General features: G+C 68.5%; 16 protein-coding genes. 11 read left to right on the forward strand and 5 right to left on the reverse strand.

The window, feature by feature from the left end; translation table 11 throughout:
- Nucleotides 1-4: 4 nt before the first annotated feature.
- The 6 genes from malF (at nucleotide 5) to MLG87_RS14215 (ending at nucleotide 8,799) form a co-directional block, all read left to right on the forward strand.
- Nucleotides 5-1,537 (forward strand): maltose ABC transporter permease MalF, encoded by a 1,533-nt coding sequence (gene malF / locus MLG87_RS14190; protein ID WP_243294370.1) that lies wholly within the window; start codon nucleotides 5-7, stop codon nucleotides 1,535-1,537.
- Nucleotides 1,538-1,548: 11 nt separating this feature from the next.
- Nucleotides 1,549-2,439 carry a maltose ABC transporter permease MalG gene (gene malG / locus MLG87_RS14195; protein WP_243294371.1) on the forward strand — a complete coding sequence of 297 codons (891 nt, stop codon included), beginning with the start codon at nucleotides 1,549-1,551 and terminating at the stop codon, nucleotides 2,437-2,439.
- A 56-nt stretch (nucleotides 2,440-2,495) separates the two neighbouring features.
- Nucleotides 2,496-2,927: a pullulanase-associated domain-containing protein gene (locus MLG87_RS14200; protein ID WP_243294372.1), complete on the forward strand. Its 432-nt coding sequence runs from the start codon at nucleotides 2,496-2,498 to the stop codon at nucleotides 2,925-2,927.
- 205 nt (nucleotides 2,928-3,132) lie between these two features.
- The gene (locus MLG87_RS14205; protein ID WP_243294373.1) at nucleotides 3,133-4,788 is read left to right on the forward strand and encodes an alpha-amylase family glycosyl hydrolase; all 1,656 of its coding nucleotides are present in this window, start codon (nucleotides 3,133-3,135) and stop codon (nucleotides 4,786-4,788) included.
- Between the two features lie 71 nt (nucleotides 4,789-4,859).
- Nucleotides 4,860-6,512, forward strand: coding sequence for an alpha-glucan family phosphorylase (glgP, locus tag MLG87_RS14210; RefSeq protein WP_243294374.1), 1,653 nt, complete (start codon nucleotides 4,860-4,862; stop codon nucleotides 6,510-6,512).
- A 19-nt stretch (nucleotides 6,513-6,531) separates the two neighbouring features.
- Nucleotides 6,532-8,799 (forward strand): alpha-amylase family glycosyl hydrolase, encoded by a 2,268-nt coding sequence (locus MLG87_RS14215; RefSeq protein ID WP_243294375.1) that lies wholly within the window; start codon nucleotides 6,532-6,534, stop codon nucleotides 8,797-8,799.
- Between the two features lie 374 nt (nucleotides 8,800-9,173).
- Here the strand turns inward: MLG87_RS14215 and MLG87_RS14220 are convergent, their stop codons facing one another.
- The 4 genes from MLG87_RS14220 to edd are packed head-to-tail and all read right to left on the reverse strand — an operon-like array spanning nucleotide 9,174 to nucleotide 14,195.
- Complete coding sequence (locus MLG87_RS14220) at nucleotides 9,174-10,658, reverse strand: AGE family epimerase/isomerase (RefSeq protein WP_243294376.1); 1,485 nt, start codon at nucleotides 10,656-10,658, stop codon at nucleotides 9,174-9,176.
- A gap of 60 nt (nucleotides 10,659-10,718) precedes the next feature.
- A complete protein-coding gene (gene gap, locus MLG87_RS14225; protein ID WP_243294377.1) occupies nucleotides 10,719-11,717 on the reverse strand; it encodes a type I glyceraldehyde-3-phosphate dehydrogenase in 999 nt (332 codons plus the stop codon).
- Between the two features lie 22 nt (nucleotides 11,718-11,739).
- On the reverse strand, nucleotides 11,740-12,366 hold the full coding sequence (locus MLG87_RS14230; RefSeq protein ID WP_243294378.1) for a bifunctional 4-hydroxy-2-oxoglutarate aldolase/2-dehydro-3-deoxy-phosphogluconate aldolase: 627 nt from the start codon (nucleotides 12,364-12,366) through the stop codon (nucleotides 11,740-11,742).
- The gene (gene edd / locus MLG87_RS14235) at nucleotides 12,363-14,195 is read right to left on the reverse strand and encodes a phosphogluconate dehydratase (RefSeq protein WP_243294379.1); all 1,833 of its coding nucleotides are present in this window, start codon (nucleotides 14,193-14,195) and stop codon (nucleotides 12,363-12,365) included. Before edd ends, MLG87_RS14230 begins: the two co-directional genes overlap by 4 nt.
- Before the next feature lie 108 nt (nucleotides 14,196-14,303).
- On the opposite strand from edd, the gene zwf reads away from it, so the two are divergent.
- The 5 genes from zwf (at nucleotide 14,304) to MLG87_RS14260 (ending at nucleotide 19,442) form a co-directional block, all read left to right on the forward strand.
- Entirely contained in the window at nucleotides 14,304-15,764 is a 1,461-nt protein-coding gene (gene zwf, locus MLG87_RS14240) for a glucose-6-phosphate dehydrogenase (RefSeq protein ID WP_243294380.1), read from the forward strand.
- A complete protein-coding gene (gene pgl, locus MLG87_RS14245) occupies nucleotides 15,765-16,454 on the forward strand; it encodes a 6-phosphogluconolactonase (protein WP_243294381.1) in 690 nt (229 codons plus the stop codon). It begins immediately after the preceding gene.
- Nucleotides 16,451-17,293, forward strand: a complete 843-nt coding sequence (locus tag MLG87_RS14250; protein WP_243294382.1) for an SIS domain-containing protein — start codon at nucleotides 16,451-16,453, stop codon at nucleotides 17,291-17,293. The genes pgl and MLG87_RS14250 overlap by 4 nt, the downstream gene beginning before the upstream one ends.
- A gap of 60 nt (nucleotides 17,294-17,353) precedes the next feature.
- The gene (locus MLG87_RS14255; protein WP_243294383.1) at nucleotides 17,354-18,196 is read left to right on the forward strand and encodes an SHOCT domain-containing protein; all 843 of its coding nucleotides are present in this window, start codon (nucleotides 17,354-17,356) and stop codon (nucleotides 18,194-18,196) included.
- Between the two features lie 73 nt (nucleotides 18,197-18,269).
- Nucleotides 18,270-19,442 carry a thiolase family protein gene (locus MLG87_RS14260; RefSeq protein WP_243294384.1) on the forward strand — a complete coding sequence of 391 codons (1,173 nt, stop codon included), beginning with the start codon at nucleotides 18,270-18,272 and terminating at the stop codon, nucleotides 19,440-19,442.
- Between the two features lie 8 nt (nucleotides 19,443-19,450).
- On the opposite strand, the gene purU is transcribed toward MLG87_RS14260, so the two are convergent.
- Nucleotides 19,451-20,305, reverse strand: a complete 855-nt coding sequence (gene purU / locus MLG87_RS14265) for a formyltetrahydrofolate deformylase (RefSeq protein ID WP_243294385.1) — start codon at nucleotides 20,303-20,305, stop codon at nucleotides 19,451-19,453.
- Nucleotides 20,306-20,344 lie beyond the last annotated feature (39 nt).

Raw genomic sequence — 20,344 nt, forward strand, 5'->3', positions numbered from 1 at the left:
ACCCATGCCCATGCCGCCGGTTCTCAAACGCCTCCTGCCGCCCCTCCTGATGGCCCTCCTGGGACTGGCCGGGCTGTATGTCGTCACCGTGATCTACGCCACCGGTGAGACCCTGCTGGCGGGCGTCATGCTCGTGACCCTGGTCTGTTTCGTGTGGATCTACACCTCGAAGAAGACCTACGCGTACCGGTACCTCTTTCCGGGCATCGGCGCGGCGCTGATCTTCGTCGTCTTCCCGATGCTCTACACCATCCGCATCGGCTTCACGAACTACAGCTCCACGAACCTCCTGACCTTCAAGCGGGCCACCCAGTACCTGCTGGAGGAGACCTACCGGGCCGAGGGCGCCACCTACACGTCCGCGCTTCACGCCGACGGCAGCCGCTGGCGCTTCCACCTGGAGGACGCCGACAGCGGCGCCGCCTTCGCGACGGAGCCCTTCGCCCTGGGCGCCGAGGGGACGCACCTCATCCTGAAGGCCCAGCCCGCCACGGAGCCGCTGCCCGGCGACGAGATGCCCCTCAAGGACCTGATCGACCAGCAGCCCTTCCTCAAGGGCATCACGGTAGCCATGCCCGATGGCGGCCAGGTGCGCATGACCGGCCTGAGGGAGTTCGCGCCCAGCCGGCCCCAGTACGCCCGCAACCCCGACGGCAGCCTCACGAACAACCAGGACCAGAGCATCCTCCGGCCCAACCACAAGACCGGCTTCTACGAGACCGCCGACGGCGAGCAGGTGACGCCGGGCTTCCAGGTGGACATCGGCTGGAAGAACTACGTCCAGATCTTCACGGACACCTCCCTGCGCGAGCCGCTGTGGCGGATCTTCATCTGGACGATCGTCTTCTCGACCCTGACGGTGGTCTTCTGCACCACCCTCGGCATGGTGCTGGCGGTGCTGCTCAGCTGGGAGAACCTGCGGTTCCGGGGACTGTACCGGCTGCTGCTCTTCCTGCCCTACGCGGTGCCGGGCTTCATCTCCATCCTGGTGTTCAAGGGCCTCTTCAACAACAACTTCGGTGAGATCAACCTGGTGCTGAACGGCCTCTTCGGCATCAAGCCCACCTGGTTCTCGGATCCGTTCCTGGCCAAGACGATGATCCTCATCGTCAACACCTGGCTGGGTTTCCCCTACATGATGGTGGTCTGCATGGGCCTCATCAAGGCGATCCCCCAGGACCTCTACGAGGCCTCGGCGGTGGCGGGCGCGGGGCCGATCACCAACTTCTTCAGGATCACGATGCCGCTGATCCTCAAGCCCCTGACGCCGCTGCTCATCTCCTCCTTCGCCTTCAACTTCAACAATTTCGTGCTCATCAACCTCCTGACGGGCGGGCTGCCGGACTTCCTCAACACCTCCACGCCGGCGGGCACCACGGACATCCTCGTGTCCTACACCTACCGCATGGCCTTCCAGGACTCGGGCCAGAAGTTCGGCCTGGGCGCCGCGATCTCCACCGTGGTGTTCCTGATGGTGGCCGTGATCTCGATGATCCAGATCCGGTCCACCCGGATCGCCGAAGACACCAAGCGCTGAGGGGAGACGCCATGGCCATCGTCATCGACAAATCCCAGCGCTGGCGCGTCGTCGCCGCCCACGTGTTCCTGATCTGCCTTTGCGCCCTGGTCATCTTCCCGCTGCTGATGGTGGTCTCCATCTCGCTTCGTCCCGGGAACTTCGCCTCTGGGAGCCTCATCCCCACGACCATCAGCCTCGAGCACTGGCGCTTCGCCCTGGGCCTCCCGGTGACCAACGCCGATGGCCGGGTGATCCTGCCCGACCTGCCCGTGCTGCGCTGGCTGTGGAACTCGGTGAAGGTGGCCACCCTCTCGGCCACCACGGCGGTCCTGCTTTCCACGACCGCCGCCTACGCCTTCGCCCGCATGAAGTTCGCCGGGAAGAAGGCCTCGCTCGTGGGGCTGATGCTGATGCAGATGTTCCCCACGATCCTGGCCCTCATCGCCATCCACTCGATCTTCTCCCGGCTCGGGCACACCTTCCCCGCCTTCGGCATCGATAGCCCCTGGGCGCTGGTCCTCGCCTATTCCGGCGGCATCGCCCTGCACATCTGGACCATCAAGGGCTTCTACGAAACCATCCCGGCCGAGATCGAGGAGGCCGCCACCGTGGACGGGGCCACGCCCTGGCAGGCGTTCTGGCGGGTGCTCCTGCCCATGGCGTTGCCGATCATCATGGTCATCTTCCTGCTGGCCTTCATCGGCGCGGTCAACGAATATCCGGTGGCCTCCATCCTTCTGCGCAGCCAGGACCAGCTCACCATGGCCGCGGGCATGAAGCAGTTCCTCTACCAGCAGAAGTACCTCTGGGGCGATTTCGCGGCCGCTGCCATCCTCTCCGGCCTGCCCATCGCCATCGTCTTCATCCTCGTCCAACGCTGGATGATCTCCGGCCTCACCGCCGGCGCCAACAAGGGCTGAACCGCTTTCCCACCCAACCCGAGGGCCGAGCCCTCCCTTCCCCCAAGGAGTCACGCATGAGCCTCCGCACGACCTTCCTCAAGGCGATCGCCGTGATCGCCCTGATCATCACCCCCGCCCTCGCCGCGCCGCCCGAGGGCAAGATCCAGATCAACTACCACCGCTGCGACGGCAAGTACGAGAAGTGGGGCGTACACCTCTGGAAGAGCCCCAACATGCCCCTGCCCGACATCGAGTGGCCCAACCCCATGATGCCCACCGGCAAGACCGATTTCGGCGTCTTCTGGCAGGTGGACCTCGAGGAGTTCAACACCGGCTCCAAGTCCCAGGTGAACTACATCATCCACAAGGGCGACATCAAGGAGCAGGGCGCCAAGGACATGGCCTTCGACGGCCGCGCCCACAAGGAGATCTGGGTGGTCAACGGCGACCGCACCATCTTCTTCTCCAAGGAAGAGGCCCTGAAGGACCACGTCTGCAAGAAGTAGGGCCTTCAGCCTTCTCACCGTTCATCACCGTTCATCACCGGTTGACCTTCCTTTTCCTCGAACAGAGCGCTCAAGAAAAAGGAACCAGTGATAGACGGTGATGAACGGTGAACAAGAAGGCCTGCCTTGAATCACCGTCATGTTGAATGTTTCTACCCGAGGTCCCATGTTTCCGCTTCAAAGCCGCCCGGCTTTTCGTTCCCTATTGCTGGCGGTTGGACTCGCTGCGACCCACCTGTCCGCACTTGCCCAGGCGCCTGTGGCCGTTCCCGGCACCTTCGCCGAGAACCCCATCGTCTACTTCGTGATGACGGACCGGTTCGTCAACGGTGACCCCTCCAACGACCACGCCTACGGCCGCCAGCGGGAGATGAATCCCAAGGACGACGTGGGCACTTGGCACGGGGGCGACTTCAAGGGTCTCACCCAGAAGCTCAAGGAGGGCTGGTTCAAGGAGCTGGGCGTCAACGCCCTGTGGATCACCGCGCCCTACGAGCAGATCCACGGCTGGGTCCAGGGCGGCCAGCGGGAGTTCAAGCACTACGGCTACCACGGCTACTGGGCCCTGGACTATACGGTGATCGACCAGAACCTGGGCACGGCGGCGGACCTCCGCGAACTGGTGGACACGGCCCACGCCCAGGGCATCCGCGTGCTCTTCGACGTGGTGATGAACCACCCCGGCTACCTCGACATCCAGACCGCCAAGGACCTGAAGGTGGATGTGCTCTGGGAGGGCTGGGAGAAGGACCCGAACCTGCTGCGGAACTACCACAACTACATCGACTACAACTCCTTCAAGTTCGGCGACTGGTGGGGCCGGCCCTGGGTGCGCGCCGGGCTGCCCGGCTACATCGATGGGGGCCGCAACGACCTCACCATGCAGCTGGCCTTCCTGCCGGACTTCCGGACCGAGAGCACCGAGGCCGTGAAGCTCCCGAAGTTCCTGAAGGAGAAGACGGACACGAAGGCGGTGGACCTCGCCAACACCACCGTGCGCGGCTACCTCATCAAGTGGCTCACGGACTGGGTGCGCGAGTACGGCGTGGACGGCTTCCGCTGCGACACGGTGAAGCACGTGGAGCCGGAGGCCTGGGCCGCCCTCAAGACCGAGGCCGTGAAGGCCCTGACGGAGTTCAAGGCCAAGAACCCCACCCGCAAGGTGGACGAGGCCCCCTTCTGGATGGTGGGCGAGTACTGGGGCGCGGGGCCCGAGAAGCACAAGATGACGGGCTTCGGCTTCGACGCCATGATCAACTTCGACTTCCAGCAGCAGGACGGCGCCTTCGCCAAGCCCGAGAAGCTCTTCCGGAGCTACGCCCAGGCCCAGGCCGGCAAGCCCGTCCACATGCTGAACTACCTCTCGTCCCATGACACCGAGCTCTTCGACCGCGCGCGGCTCATCGAGGGGGGCACGGCCCTCCTGCTGGCCCCCGGCGGTGTGCAGATCTTCTACGGCGACGAGACCGCGCGGCCCGAGGGGCCCATGCCCCGCACGGACAAGCAGCAGGCCACCCGCTCGGACATGAACTGGGGCAAGGTGGATGCGAAGGTCCTCGCCCACTGGCGCAAGCTCGGCACCTTCCGGGCCCGCCACCGGGCCTTGGCCACCGGCGAACACAAGCAGCTGGGCGACGCTCCCTACACCTTCAGCCGCGTCGAAGCGGCCAGCGGCGACCACGTGGTGGTGGCCCTGGGCGCCAAGGGCCAGGTGAGCCTGCCCGTGGCCGGCGCGTTCCAGGACGGCGAAACGCTGCGGGACGCCTACACCGGACGCACCGCCACGGTGGCGGCCGGAAAGGTCACGCTGGAGGCCGATGGCGTCGTGCTGCTGGAGCGGGTGCAGGGCGAAGCCCACTGAATTTGACCTCCGCGCCATTCGGCACGAATGGCGCGCTGAACATCGCACAAATCGGGAACGAAGGAGCCTGCATGACCACCAAGAAGCTGCCCCGGGTCGCGTATTTCTGCATGGAATACGCCCTCGAGAGCTCGTTCAAGATCTATTCCGGCGGCCTGGGCATCCTCGCCGGCGACTACCTGAAGGGCGTGAAGGACCACGGCTACCCGATGGTGGGTATCGGCATCCGCTGGAAGCAGGGCTACGGCGAGCAGATGGTGGACCCCTCCACCGGCAAGGTCTACGACGCCTACAAGAACGCCAGCCACGAGTTCCTGGAGGACACCGGCGTCACCGTCGAGGTGGAGATCAAGGGCCGGCCGGTGAAGATCAAGGTCTGGCGTGTGAACAGCTATGGGGTGGACTCCCTCTACCTGCTGGACACGGACATTGAGGAGAACGATGGCGAGGCCCGCTGGATCACGGGCCAGCTCTACGGCTGGTTCGGCGAGGAGCGCGTGGCCCAAGAGATGGTGCTGGGCATCGGCGGCGTCCGCGCCCTCCAGGCCCTCCGCATCAAGCCCGATGTCTACCACTTCAACGAAGGTCACGCCCTGTTCGCGGGTTTCGAGCTGATGCACCAGCGCATGGCCAAGGGTGCCGCCTTCGAGGCCGCCTGGACCAAGACCCGCGAGGAGGTCGTCTTCACCACCCACACGCCCATCGTCCAGGGGAACGAGTCCCATCCCATCGACCGCTTCCTCTACATGGGCGCCAACTTGGGCATGACGAAGGCCCAGCTCAAGCAGCTCGGGGGCAGCCCCTTCAACATGACCGTAGGGGCCCTGCACCTGTCCCGCATCTCCAATGCCGTGGCGGACCTGCACCGCGTCACCTCCAACAAGATGTGGAAGCACATCGAGGGCCGGAGCGAGATCATCGGCATCACCAACGCCATCCATCGCCCCACCTGGGTGGATGCCCGCATGCTCGACCTCGGCGCCGCCTACGATGGCACGAAGAAGGCCAAGGACTCCCTCTGGAAGGCGCACCTGGACAACAAGAAGAAGCTCATCGCCTTCGTGGAGGCCCGCACGGGCGTGAAGCTCGACGCTGACCGGCTCCTCATCGGCTTCTCCCGCCGCGCCGCGCCCTACAAACGCTCGAACTTCATCTTCACCGACCGGAAGTTCATCGAGCCGCTGCTGAAGGGAGGCAAAGTCCAGATCGTCTTCTCCGGGAAGGCCCATCCCCTGGATGACAACGGCAAGCGCATCGTCGAGAACATCCTGGAGATGACGAAGCGGTACCCCGAGAGCGTCGTGTTCCTCGAGAACTACGACATGGAGATCGGCCGCATGCTCACCCGCGGCTCTGACGTGTGGCTGAACAACCCGCGTCGGCCCAAGGAGGCCTCTGGCACCTCCGGCATGAAGGCCGCCATGAACGGTGTGCTCAACCTCTCCATCCTGGACGGCTGGTGGCCCGAGGCCTGCGAACACGGCGTGAACGGCTGGCAGTTCGGCGACGGGTTCGAGAGCGAGGACGAGGCCCTGCTGGACAAGCACGACTTCAAAGCCTTCAAGAAGGTGCTGTCCGACGAGGTGCTGCCCACCTACTACGATCGCCACGACGCCTGGGTGGACATGATGGCCGCCTCGATCCGGAGCACCCGTGATGCCTTCGGTGTCGAGCGCATGCTCGACGAGTACTACAGCCGGATGTACAAGCGGGTCTCCCGCTAGTTCCTCCGCAGGAGGCCCCATGTCCCGAGCCGCCCTGTCTCCCCTGGCCGCCAGCCTGGCCCTCCTGCTCGCCTGCGGAGGTGGAGGCGGTGGGGGAGGGAGCACGAGCCCTTCCAACCCCAGCGCCTCGGCCCTTGATGCGGATCCGAACGCCACGCCGGCCCCTGACGCCAGCTACTACAAGGTGCCCAGCACCTCCCTCGGCCCCGTCTTCGGTCCCGGAACCGTGAGCTTCTCCTACTGGAACCCCAACGCGGCGAGTGTGAGCCTCTGCCTCTACGCCCACTGGAACGACGCCCTGAACGCGCCGGCCGCCACGGTGGCCATGACCCGCGGATCCGGTGGCGTCTGGAGCACCGGGGCCATCGCACTCCCCGCGCAGAGCTTCTATATCTTCAAGGTGGGCGGCGAGTACGTGCTGGATCCCTACGCCAAGTCCATGGCGCAGTGGGTCCGCACGCCCAGCGCCTCGATCACGGGGGACAGCATCGGCAAGGGAGCGATCATCGATCCCGCATCCGTCGGACCGGACGGAGGCTGGACACCCTACGCCGGCGCCTCCTACTACTTCGACGGATCGGCCATGAAGGGGCCGGACGGGGCCACGGCCGCTCCCTACGCCTTCGCCTCCAACCGGGACGCCATCATCTACGAGGCCGGCGTGCGCGACCTCACGGTGGATCCCAACCTCAGCGGTTTCGCCGCCGGGCACACCTGGGGCACCTTCAAGGGGCTGGTGGACCTGCTGCCCCACATCCAGAAGCTGGGCGTCACCCACGTGCAGCTTCTCTGCCCCCTGGAGAACTACACCTACGACCAGACCAAGATCGGCACCCGGGAGCTGGACATCGCCAAGACCTCCGGCGCCAACTACAACTGGGGCTACGATCCCCAGAACTACTTCACGCCCACGGGCATGTACTCGGCGGCCCCCACGGATCCCGTCGCCCGCATCAATGAGCTGAAGACGCTGGTCAACGAGATCCACAAGCAGGGCATGGGCGTCATCCTCGACGTGGTCTACAACCACACCGCCAACAACGCCGTGCTGGGCGATACCGGCATCCAGGGCTACTACTACCGCAGCACCAGCCGGAACGGCGCGGGCAGCCAGGACGTGCGCTCCGAGGCCAAGATGGTGCGGAAGCTCATCGTAGACTCCATCGCCTACTGGGTGCGCGAGTACAAGGTGGACGGCTTCCGCTTCGACCTCATGGGCGTGCTGGACACCCAGACGGTGAAGGCCGCCTATGCCGCGGCCTCGTCGTACAACCCGAAGACCCTCTTCATCGGAGAAGGGTGGAACGGCTTCTACAGCGGGCCCGCCACGGACTACAACGGCGATGCCACCACCGGCGCGGACCAGGGAAACTCAGCCCAGTTTCTGGGCCAGAACGTCGCCATGTTCTCCGACAGCTACCGCCAGGTGTTCAAGAACGGCTACCCCAACGACGGCCAGCCCGCCTTCCTCACGGGCGTCTCCCAGTCCGTGGCCACCCTGTTCTCCAACATCGCCGGCGTCCCCACGAATACCAGCCCGACCTTCGCGCCGGGCTCCACCAGCAACGTGGCCAGCTACCTCACCTGCCACGACAACCTCTGTCTCTATGACGTGCTGGCCATGGCCACCGCCTCGCCCAAGACCGCGGCAGGCGACGCCATCCTCCTCAAGCGGGCCAAGGTGGGCTACGCCGCGCTGCTGACCTCCCAGGGGCTCGCGTTCATCCATGCCGGGGACGAGATGTTCCGGACGAAGGAGACCACCGGGCTGTACGCCAACACCAAATCGAACGGCGGGCGCTACTTCGTGGACAACTCCTACAACGCCTCCGACGCCATCAACCTGGTGGCCTGGTCCCGGGTGTACACAAGCGGCAACCCCCTGGCGGGCGGCTTCACCAACTACGACACGACCCAGAACGGATATCAGCTCTACCGCTACGTCCAAGGACTCATCGCCCTCCGCAAGAACACCAACGCCTTCCGGCTGCCAGACGCCGTGCGGGCCGCCAGCCTGACCAGCCTTCCGGCCTCGGGCGCCGGCAGCAGCGCCCTGGCCTTCGGGTACAAGGCCGTGTCATCGGACGGCACGGGCACCTGGTACGTCTTCCACAACGCCGACACCACCGCGAAGACCTTCACCGCGGACATCGACCTCGCCACGGCCACCCTGGTCGCTGATGGCGCCACCGCCGGAACCACGGCGATCACCGCCTCCACCGGCGTGGCCGTCAGCGGCTCCTCGGTGATTCTGGATCCGCTGACTTCGGCCATCTTCAGGAAATAGTCTTGTACGACGCTTTCAAAAGATAAACGAACACCACGAAGACACCAAGAAAAGCCAAGCCTGGTTATCGGCCTGACCCAGCCAGAAAAGCAAGGAACCGCGAAAGACGCGAAAAGGCGCGAAGCGCGATGGAGATTGGCCACCTGGGCCTTCGGCCCCCAGTCGCGCGTGCGCGGCTGGCCACACGCGGGGCGGGAATGCCAGCTCTTGAAGGCCGCCAAGCCCGCCCCGCGCGTGGAGGCGGAAGGAAGATTGTTCGCCGTTCGCGCGCCCGCAGGGCGATTCGCGTCTTTCGCGGTTCTTGGTGGTCTTGGCGCGTTGGTGGTGGGTAGGCTTACCTTTCTTGCCTTCCCCTTCCCAGGTTCGAGAGAGCGCTACTTCAACTCGACGAAGGCGGCCTCCACCTTCCGGCGCCCGGGAAAGCCGGGCAGGGGATGGCTGGTGCGCTTCGCCAGGCGCCCGTCGAAGAAGTAGGGTCGCAGGACCGCCTTCGGATCCTTGGGGGCGAAGTAGAGGACCGCGGGCTGGTGGTGGAGGGCCTGGGCCGTGAGGTAGCCCACCAGGGCGTGCTCGGCGGAGTGGTAGCCGCTCTTCCACTGGTGGATCTTGGGGCCCTCCCAGGGCTCGAAATCAGGCCCTCCCGCGCCACCCCAGACCTCGTGGCTCACAGGGTCCACCATGCGGCGGAACCAGAAGTCCGCGGTGCGGGGCAGGGGTGCCGCCTGGGCGGGGTCCCGCAGGGCCAGGGTCTCAGCCAGCTGGTCCAGCTCCGCGTAGATCCACCATTCCTTGCCCGAGTCCACGCTGCCATCGCGGCCGAGGCGCGAGCCCCAGGTTCCGGAATCCGGCAGGTAGGCCTGCTTCAGCACGGCCTGGGCGCCGGCGGTGGCGAGGTCGATCAGGGCCTGGTCGTGGGTGAGTCGGCCGATGCGCTCCAGCATCCAGTAGGCCTTGGCCGTGTGGCCGAAGTCCGTGTGGCGGGATCCCAGCCGCTTCTGGGCGGGGTCGTCGATGGTGCCCCAGAACAGGTGGCGGTCGGCGTCGTGGTAGTCCTTCACCATGACCGTTGCGAGGCGCTTCAGGTCGGCGGTCCAGGCCCGGCGCTCCCTGGGAGGCAGCAAGGGCGTGACCAGCAGCAGGTAGGCGTTCACCTGGTCCAGCTGGGCCACCAGCTCCTGGCGGAGCTGATCCTTGTCGGCGTCCTCCTTCACCACCCAGCGCAAGGCCTGCCAGTCCGGGTTCCAGTACTGGGAGAAGATGTGCTCCTTGAGCCGCCGGATGTCCGCCAGCACGGCCTCGTCACGGGTGAGGTACCAGTACATCGCCATGCCCAGCTCCGCGTATGCCAGGTCCTGGCTGGTGCGGGCCAGCACCTCGGGCTTCGGCTCGCCCTTCTCGAACCAGGAGACGGCGCTGCCGGTGGCGGGATCCAGCGCCTTCGACCGGATGAAGGCCACGCCTTCCCGGGCCAGCTCCAGCATCTTCGGGTCGCCGGTCAGGTGGTAGGCCGCGCCGTAGAAATAGGTCTGGCGCGATTTCATGCGGACGTACTCGCGGCCGAACTCGGCCTTGATCCAGCCCGGCGCGTCCGCCAGCTCGGCGGGTGGCTTGGCCCAGTCGACCACCTTGCCGTCGTTGCCGCGGAAGGTGGGGAAGTCGCCCCGGGGCGAGCCCCAGGCATCCGGCAGGTTCCAGAAGGGCAGCAGGTCCTCGCGGAAGTGCCGCAGCCAGCGCTCGCCTGTGGGCAGGTCGGCCGGGACCTGAACTTGGACCTGGGACACCGGGGCCAGCTGCGCCCGGGCCGGGAGCCCGGGGGCGAGGAGCAGGAGGCTCGCGAACAGCACGAGGGGCTTGGACATGGGAACTCCGCCGGGGAACCGGACCAGGATAGCGGTGATCCGGCGGCCCGGACCCTACGCCTACTTCGTGATGACCCGCACCATCTCCAGGAGCTTGCTGGAGTAGCCCCACTCGTTGTCGTACCAGGCCACGAGCTTGACGAAGGTGCCGTCCAGGGCCATGCCGGCGTCGGCGTCGAAGACGCAGGTGCAGCTCTCGCCGCGGAAGTCCGTGGAGACCACCTTCCGGTCCGTGTAGCCCAGGATCCCCTTCATGGGGCCCTCGGAGGCGGCCTTCATGGCGGCGCAGATGGCCTCGTACGTGGTCTCCGTCTTCAGCTCAGCGGTGAGGTCCACCACGGAGACATCCGAGGTGGGCACGCGGAAGGACACGCCCGTGAGCTTCTTGTTCAGCTCGGGGATCACCTTGCCCACGGCCTTCGCCGCGCCGGTGCTGCTGGGGATGATGTTTTCCAGGATGCCCCGGCCCCCGCGCCAGTCGCGGTGGCTGAGGCCGTCCACGGTGCGCTGGGAGGCGGTGGCGGCATGCACGGTGGTCATGAGGCCGCGCTTGATGCCGAAGGTGTCGTTCAGCACCTTGGCCAGGGGCGCCAGGCAGTTGGTGGTGCAGGAGGCGTTGGAGACGATGGCCTGTCCGGCGTAGGTGTCGTGGTTCACGCCGTAGACGAACATGGGCGTGGCGTCCTTGCTGGGCGCGGAGAGCACCACCTTCTTGGCCCCGGCGGCCAGGTGCTTCGAGGCCAGCTCCTCTGTGAGGAAGAGGCCGGTGGCCTCCACCACGATGTCCACACCCGCCTCGTTCCAGCGCAGGGCCGCCGGGTCCTTCTCGGCGGTGAGGCGGATCTTCCGGCCGTCCACCACCAGGTGTCCGTCCTCGAGGGAGATCTTGCCCCGGAAGCGGCCGTGCACCGAGTCATAGCGCAGCAGGTAGCCGAGGTAGTCGGGCTCCAGCAGATCGTTGATAGCCACCACCTCCAGGTCCGGGAAGTCCTGCGCGGCGGCGCGGAACACCATGCGGCCGATGCGGCCGAATCCATTGATGCCGATCTTGAGGGTCATGAAAAGCTCCTGAGTGAAGGGGTCAGCGGAGCGCCGCGGCCTCGCGGGCCAGCCGGGTGACGGCGGCCCAGTCGCCGGCGTCCATGAGGGTTTTCGGGGCGAGCCAGGAGCCGCCCACGCAGACCACGTTGGGCTGGGCCAGGTAGGCGGCGGCAGTGGCGGGGTTGATGCCGCCGGTGGGGCAGAAGGCGAGGTCGCGGAAGGGGCCGGCCAGGGCCTTGAGCATGGGGATGCCGCCCGCCGGCTCGGCGGGGAAGAGCTTGAGGAAGCGGAAGCCCGCATCCATGGCGGCCATCACCTCCGTGGGCGTCATGACGCCCGGCAGCAGGGGCAGGCCCGAGCCGGCGGCCGCCTCCAGCAAGGGGCGGGTGAGGCCGGGGCTTACGGCGAAGGCCGCGCCCGCGTCCGCCACCTGTCGCAGGGCCTCAGGCGTGGTCACGGTGCCGGCGCCCACGTGGGCCTGGGGGAAGGCCCGGCGGATCTGCCGGATGGCCTCCAGTGCCACGGGGGTGCGCAGGGTGACCTCCAGGGTGGGGATGCCACCCTCCAGCAGGGCCGCGGCCAGGGGCAGGGCCTGGTCCAGGCGGTCCAGGGCGATGACCGGCATCACCGGCGCGGCGCGGAGGATGGTCTCGAGGGAGGCGCTCATGGCCGGCTCCGGTCGAAGGCCTCGCCGAAGGAGGTGGCCCCGGCCTCGGCCTCGGTGGCGTGGGCCCGGAAGAGCCCGAACAGCTCGCGGCCCGTACCGTGGTCGTGGCGCGCGGGCAGGGCGGCCAAGGGGCGTGCGGCCCAGTCGGCCGGGTCCACCTTCACCTCCAGCAGGCCCCGCTCGGCGTCCAGCTCGATGAGGTCGCCGTCGCGCAGCTTCGCCAAGGGGCCACCGGCCAGGGCCTCGGGGGAGAGGTGGATGGCCGCGGGCACCTTGCCCGAGGCGCCCGACATGCGGCCGTCGGTGACCAGGGCCACGTGGAAGCCCTGGTCCTGGAGGTTGGCCAGAGTCGGGGTGAGCTGGTGCAGCTCAGGCATGCCGTTGGCCCGGGGGCCCTGGAAGCGCACCACGGCCACGAGGTCGCCGGTGAGGCTCCCGGCTTTGTAGGCGGCCTGCAGGGCCTCCTGGCTGTCGAAGACCCGGGCAGGCGCCACCACGCGGCGATGCCCGGGCTTCACAGCCGAGACCTTGATGACGGAGCGCCCCAGGTTGCCCGTGAGCAGGCGCAGGCCGCCGTTGGGATCGAAGGGCCGCGCCATGGGGCGCAGCACGGACTCGTCGCCGCTCTCCGCTGGGGCGTCCCGCCAGACCAGCTCGCCGGCCTCCAGGGCCGGAGCCTGGGTGTAGGGCCGCAGGCCCGGCCCCGCCACGGTCAGCACGTCGCCGTGCAGCAGGCCCGCGTCCAGCAGCTCCCGGATGAGGAAGCCCATGCCTCCGGCGCGGTGGAAGGCGTTCACGTCCGCCTGGCCGTTGGGGTAGGCCCGCACCAGGAGGGGCACGTGGGCGGAGAGTTCGTCGAAGTCGCTCCAGTCGATGACGATGCCCGCGGCCCGGGCGATGGCCACCAGGTGCAGGGTGTGGTTGGTGGAGCCGCCCGTGGCCAGCAGACCCACCATGCCGTTCACGATGGCGCGCTCGTCGATCACCAGGCCCAGGGGCGTGTACTCGGCGCCGCCTTCCACCAGGGCGGCGGCGCGGGCGGCGGCGCGGCGCGTGAGCGCCTCCCGCAGGGGCGTGCCCGTGGGCACGAAGGAGGCGCCCGGAAGGTGCAGTCCCATCACTTCCATGAGCATCTGGTTGCTGTTGGCGGTGCCGTAGAAGGTGCAGGTGCCGGGCGCCCAGTAGGCGGCGCCCTCGGCGGCCAGCAGCTCCTCTCGGGTGGCTTGGCCGGCGTTGTACCGCTGGCGGACTCTGGCCTTCTCCTCGTTGGAGAGGCCGCTGGGCATGGGGCCGCCGGGCACGAAGACCACGGGCAGGTGCCCGAACTGGAGGGCCCCGATGAGCAGGCCCGGCACGATCTTGTCGCAGACGCCCAGGCAGAGGGCCGCGTCGAAGACGTTGTGGGAGAGCGCCACCGCCGTGGCCATGGCGATGACGTCCCGGGAGAAGAGGGACAGCTCCATGCCCGGCTGGCCCTGGGTGATGCCGTCGCACATGGCCGGCACGCCGCCGGCCACCTGGGCCGTGGCGCCGGCCTCGCGGGCGGCCTCCTTGATCCAGGCGGGGAAGGCCCCCAGCGGCTGGTGGGCCGAGAGCATGTCGTTGTAGGCGGTGACGATGCCCAGGTTCGGTTCGCGGCCCTCCTTCAGCGCGGCTTTGTCGGCGCCGGCGGCGGCGAAGGTGTGGGCCAAGTTGGCGCAGGAGACGTCGCAGCGGTGCGGACGGGCCGCCCCGGTCTCCCGGAGCTGGGCCAGGTAGGCCTCCCGGCCCGCGTGGCTGCGCTGTCGGATGCGGTCCGTGAGGGCGGAAACGTGGGCGTTCAGGGCCATGGGGAGGTTCCTTCCCGGAGTCCCGGTGGACCGGGTGTATGTAACATTATTACTTTTTGTAACCGGTTGCATAAAAAAAGTCGTAGTATTTCTACATCCGGAGATCCCATGAGAACCCTGCCCGATTTCGACATGGTGCTGTTCGGCGGGACCGGCGACCTGGCCATGCGCAAGCTGCTGCCCGCGCTCTACCAGCAGGTGAAGGCGGGAACCGTGAGCCCGGGTTCCCGGATCCTCGCCGCGGCGCGCCGGTCGCTCACCCGGGAGGCCTTCCTGGAGTTGGCCGAGACGAGCTGCAAGCCCTTCCTGGGCGCGGACTACGACACCGTCACCTGGGCCTCCTTCGCGGAGCGCATCAGCTACTTCCCCATGGACGTCCAGTCCGAGGACAGCTACGGGCCGCTGGGCGCGGCGCTGGGTCAGCATCCCGACCGCATCCGCGTCTTCTACTACTCCACCTCGCCGGACTTCTTCGCGGCCATCTCCGCCCACCTGGGCGGGGCGGGCCTCATCACGGCGCATTCGCGTGTGGTGGTGGAGAAACCCCTGGGCCACGACCTGGAGTCGTCGCGGGAGATCAACGACGCGGTGGGACGGCACTTCACGGAACGCCAGATCTTCCGCATCGACCACTACCTGGGCAAGGAACCGGTGCAGAACCTGCTGGCCCTGCGCTTCGCCAACGTGCTCTTCGAGCCGCTCTGGCGCCGGGAGTGGGTGCAGGACGTGCAGATCACCGTGGCCGAGCAGCTGGGCGTGGAGGGCCGGGGCGACTTCTACGAGGGCACCGGCGCCCTGCGGGACATGCTGCAGAACCACCTGCTCCAGCTGCTCTGCATCGTGGCCATGGAGCCGCCCACGGCCAGCGATCCCGACGCGGTGCGCGACGAGAAGCTCAAGGTGCTGCGCTCCCTGCGCGCCTTCACGCCCCAGGACGTGGCCGCGAAGACCGTGCGGGGCCAGTACAAGGCCGGCGCCGTGGGGGGGCGGCCCGTGGCCGGCTACGTGGAGGAGCCGGGCGTGGCCCCGGAGAGCCGCACGGAGACCTTCGTGGCCGCGAAGGCGGAGATCGACACCTGGCGCTGGGCCGGCGTGCCCTTCTTCCTCCGCACCGGCAAGCGCATGCCCGAGAAGCTGGCGGAGATCGTCATCAACTTCCGCCAGGTGCCCCACTTCATCTTCGGCGAGGCCGCCCACGGCACCCGGGCCAACCGCCTCGTCATCCGCATGCAGCCGGACGAGAGCATGCGCCTCTACCTGGTGGCCAAGCAGCCCGGCGACGCCATGGCCCTCCATCCGGTGAACCTCAACCTCGACTTCGCCGAGTCCTTCCGCGCGCGGCGCCTGGAGGCCTACGAGCGGCTGCTGCTGGACGCCATCCGCGGACGCCTCACGCTCTTCGTGCGCCGCGACGAGCAGGAGGCGGCTTGGCGCTGGGTGGAGCCCATCCTCGACAGCTGGGCCGCCAGCGAGGACCGGCCCAAGTCCTACACCGCCGGAAGCTGGGGCCCCGCGGCCTCCAGCGCCCTGCTCTCGCGGGACGGCCTGGCCTGGTCCGAGGAGGACTAGGTGTTCTCCCTACGCGAGCATGCCGACCAGGCCTCGCTCACCGCGGCCCTGGCCCAGGACGTCGCGCGGCGTCTCAAGGAGGATCTTGCGCACGAGGATCGAACGGTGCTCGTGGTCTCCGGAGGCCGCAGTCCCGTGCCCCTCTTCCAGGCGCTGTCCCGGCTGGCGCTGCCCTGGGAGCGCGTGACGGTCACGCTGGCCGACGAGCGGTGGGTGCCGGCGGATCATCCCGATAGCAACGAGGCCCTGGTGCGGGACCACCTCCTGCAGAGCCGTGCGGCCGCGGCGGGGTTCGTGCCCCTGTTCACGGGGGACGCCGGGCCGGAGCAGGGCGCCCCTGCTGTCTGCGCCGCGCTCGCGGAGCTGCCCCGGCCGTTCAGCCGGGTGATCCTCGGCATGGGCGAAGACGGGCACATCGCCTCGCTGTTCCCGGGGGCCGCGGAGCTGGACGAGGGCCTGACCACGGAAGCCGCGGCGCTGGCCGTGCATCCCCCCCACGCGCCCCACCCGCGCCTCAGCCTCTCCCTGCGCGCCCTGCTGGACGCCCGCGACCTCGTGCTGATGATCTCAGGTCCGGCCAAGCGCCGTGTGCTGGAGCGGGCGCTGGAGGACGGGCCGGTGGAGGATCTGCCCGTGCGGGCCATCCTGCGCCAGACTGCGGTGCCGGTCTCGGTATGCTGGGCGCCATGAGCCTCCTGACCCGCATCCAGGCCCTCCTGCCGGAGCTGCCGCCCTCGGAACGGCGCGTGGCGGACCTGGTGCTCCACCACCCGGTGGAGGTGGTCTCCGCCCCCATCTCGCGGATCGCCGCCCTGGCCGACGTGAGCCAGCCCACGGTCATCCGGTTCTGCCGCCGCCTCAGGTTCCCGGGCCTGCCCGGCTTCAAGCTGAAGCTGGCGGGCGATCTGGGCGCCGGCATCCCCTTCGTCCACGACCGCCTGGCGGCCGGCGACGGCATGGACCGCCTGATCTCGAAGGTCTTCGATAGCGCGCTGGCGGGCCTGGCGAGGGGACGCGACGCCCTGCGGCCGGAGCGGCTCGCCCGGGCCGTGGAGGCCCTCGACCGGGCCAGCCGCATCGAGTGCTATGGCCTGGGCAACTCCGCCGTCACCGCCCAGGACGCCCAGATGAAGCTGTTCCGCATGGGGACGCCCACGGTGGCCTGCACGGATTCCCAGATGCAGCGCGTGGCCGCGGCCCTGCTGCCCGCCGACGCGGTGGTGCTGGCCATCTCCAACTCGGGGCGCACCCGGAACCTGCTGGAGGTCGTCGCCCTGGCGCGGAAATCCGGCGCCACGGTCATCGCCCTCACGCGCTCGGGCACGCCCCTGGCGGAGGCCGCAGACCTGCTGCTGCCCGCGGACGTTCAGGAGAACCCCGAGGTCTACGCGCCCATGGTGGCCCGGCTCGTCCACCTGGCCATCATCGACGTGCTCACCGTGGCCCTGGCCCTGCGCAAGGGCCCCGCGGCCATCACGCGGATGGAAGCCGCCAAGGCGTCCCTCCAGGCCACCCGGGAACCCCGGTAGGGCGGGACTTCGGGCTATGCTTCCGGGACGGATCCGACCGCACACCACCAAGGGGGAAGCATGCGACACAGGAGCGAAGTGATGCGGGCGCCGATGTTGAGGCCGGTGCTGATGCTGGTGCTGATGGCGGCCCTGCTCCCGGGCCTGTCCGTCCGGGCGGCCGACCCGGGACGGACCCAGTGGAAGCTGGCCAACTTCACCTGGGTGAACCGGGTTCCGGCCGAGGTGGGAGTCGCCGCCAACGGCCATCCGGCCCAGGTCTCCCAGGCCGTGCTCCAGAAGGCCCTGGGCGCCGTGATGGCGCAGGTGGACGGGGCCGACACGCCCCTCTTCGAGCCCAAGGAGGCCGCCGCGCTCGCCAAGGCCCTGGAGGAGGCCTTCGCCGCCGCCCGGCCGTCGGAGGATCTGGTCCTGCTGAGCACCCAGCGGCGGGGCGGGCACTTCATGGATCCCGCCCTGGCCGTGACGGCGCGGCTCTTCGTGAAGGCGGGGGCCCTCAACCTGATCGTCCACGATGCCCGGCTCGACTTCATGGACCGCTATTCCGCGGACCGCACGCTGCCCACCTTCGCCTACGGGTCGCGGACGGCGGGCACCGCCGTGTCCCTCAAGGCCGAGGGCGCCACGAACCTCCGGTCCGACTGGCTGGCCATCCCCCTCGCGGTGACGCCAGCGGCCACCGCACTGGCACCCGCGCCCACACCCGCACCCGCCTCGCTGCTGGCACCCGGATCGGCGGCATCGTCTCCTCAGGCGGCCGTGCCCGCGGCCCCGAAGCCGGATCAGGATTTCTACGACCTCCAGTACCAGCGCCTCAAGGCCCTGAAGCGCCTGCGGGATGAGAACCTGATCTCCGAGGCCGAATACCAGGAGAAGCGCCAGGCCATCCTGAAGACGCTCTGAGGCCGCCCGGAGACCGCCGGGTCCTGGCGGGCGCGGCTTCGCGATACCCTGTGGGGATCCTCCGGAGTCCGCCATGTCCACCTACATCCTGTCTGCGACCCGCACCGCCGTCGGTTCCTTCGGGGGCGGCCTGAAGCCGCTGAATGCTGTGCAGATGGGCGCCCTCGCCATCACGGAGGCCCTGAAGCGGGCCGGCGTGGCGCCGGAGGCCGTGGGCGACGTGGTGATGGGCAACGTCCTCCAGGCCGGCAGCGGCCAGAATGTCGCCCGCCTCGCCGCCCTCAAGGCGGGCCTGCCCTTCTCGACCCCCGCCCACACGCCGAACCAGGTGTGCGGCTCGGGCCTCAAGGCCATCGCCCTGGGCGCCCAGTCCATCGCCATGGGCGACGCGGACCTGGTGGTGGCCGGCGGCACGGAAAGCATGTCCAACGCGCCCTACCTGCTGCCCGCCGCCCGTTGGGGCGCGCGCATGGGCAACGCCCAGCTCATCGACAGCATGATCCAGGACGGCCTCTGGTGTGGCCACGGCGACACCCACATGGGCATCACCGCCGAGAACGTGGCCGCCAAGCACGGCATCACCCGCGAGGCCCAGGATGCCTTCTCCCTCGCCAGCCAGCAGAAGGCCGCCGCCGCCCAGACCGCGGGGGCCTTCGACCGCGAGGTGTTCACCGTCACTCTGGCGGGCAAGAAGGGCGATGTCCTCTTCAACCGCGACGAGTACATCAAGGCCGACGCCTCCGCCGAGGGCCTGGCCAAGCTCAAGCCGGCCTTCAAGAAGGACGGCACCGTGACCGCCGGCAACGCCAGTGGCATCAACGATGGCGCCGGCGCCCTGGTGCTGGCCTCCGAGGCCGCCGCCAAGGCCCACCGGCCCATCGCCCGCATCCTCGGCTTCGCCCAGGCCGGCGTGGATCCCGCCACCATGGGCCTGGGCCCCGTGCCCGCCATCCAGAAGCTGCTGGCGAAGACCGGCGTGAAGCTGACGGACATCGACCTCTTCGAGCTGAACGAAGCCTTCGCCGCCCAGAGCCTGGGTGTGCTGGCCGAGCTGCCGGAGATCGACCCCGCCAAAGTCAACCGCCGCGGCGGCGCCATCGCCATCGGCCACCCCATTGGGGCCAGCGGCACCCGGATCCTCGTCACCCTCCTCCACCTGCTCCAGGACGAGAACAAGAAGCTCGGCCTCGCCGCCCTCTGCGTCGGCGGCGGCCAGGGCGTGGCCATGCTGGTGGAGCGGTTGTAGGCCGAGAGCTACTCGAACACCACCGTCTTGTTCCCGTAGGTCAACACCCGGTGCTGGAGGTGGAGGCGCACGGCCCGCGAGAGGGCCAGGCGCTCCATGTCCCGGCCCTTGCGGACCAGGTCCTCGACGGTATCCCGGTGGCTGACGCGCACCACGTCCTGGTCGATGATCGGGCCCGAGTCGAGGTCCGGCGTGACGTAGTGGGCCGTGGCGCCGATGAGCTTCACGCCCCGGGCGTGGGCCTGGTGGTAGGGCTGGGCCCCGGCGAAGGCAGGCAGGAAGCTGTGGTGGATGTTGATGACCGACGGGAAGGCCTCCAGGAAGGCAGGGCTGAGGACCTGCATGTACTTGGCGAGGATCACCAGGTCCACGCCCTCGGAACGCAGCAGGGCCAGCTCCCGGGCCTCGGCGGCCTCCCGGGTCTCACCGGTGATGGGGACCACGTGGAAGGGGATGCCCAGCGGCTCCACATGGCGCTTCAGCGTGGCGTGGTTGCTGAGCACCAGGGCGATCTCCGCCCCCAGCTCGCCGGCCTGGTGGCGCCAGAGGAGGTCCAGGAGGCAGTGTTCCTGCTTGCTGCACCAGATGGCGATCCGGGGGACCACGTCCGAGAAGTGGAGTTCCCAGTGGCCGCCCATGGGATCGGCGATGTCCGCGAACCCCTTCCGGAGCCCGGCGCGATCCAGGTCCAGACCTTCGACCTCCAGCTCGATGCGGCCCAGGAAGCGCCCGGCCTGGAGGTCCGAGTGGTGGTCCGAGTCGACGATGTTGCCGCCGTGCTGGTACACGAAGCCGGCCAGCCGCGCCACGATGCCTTTCTGGTCCGGGCAGGAGATGAGGAAGATGGCCGTGGGGTTGGACATAGGTGATTTCACTCCAGGGCTGCCCGGGCCGCAAGCAAA

Source organism: Geothrix mesophila, assembly GCF_022808835.1.
In the GTDB taxonomy this organism is placed as follows: Bacteria; Acidobacteriota; Holophagae; order Holophagales; family Holophagaceae; genus Geothrix; species Geothrix paludis.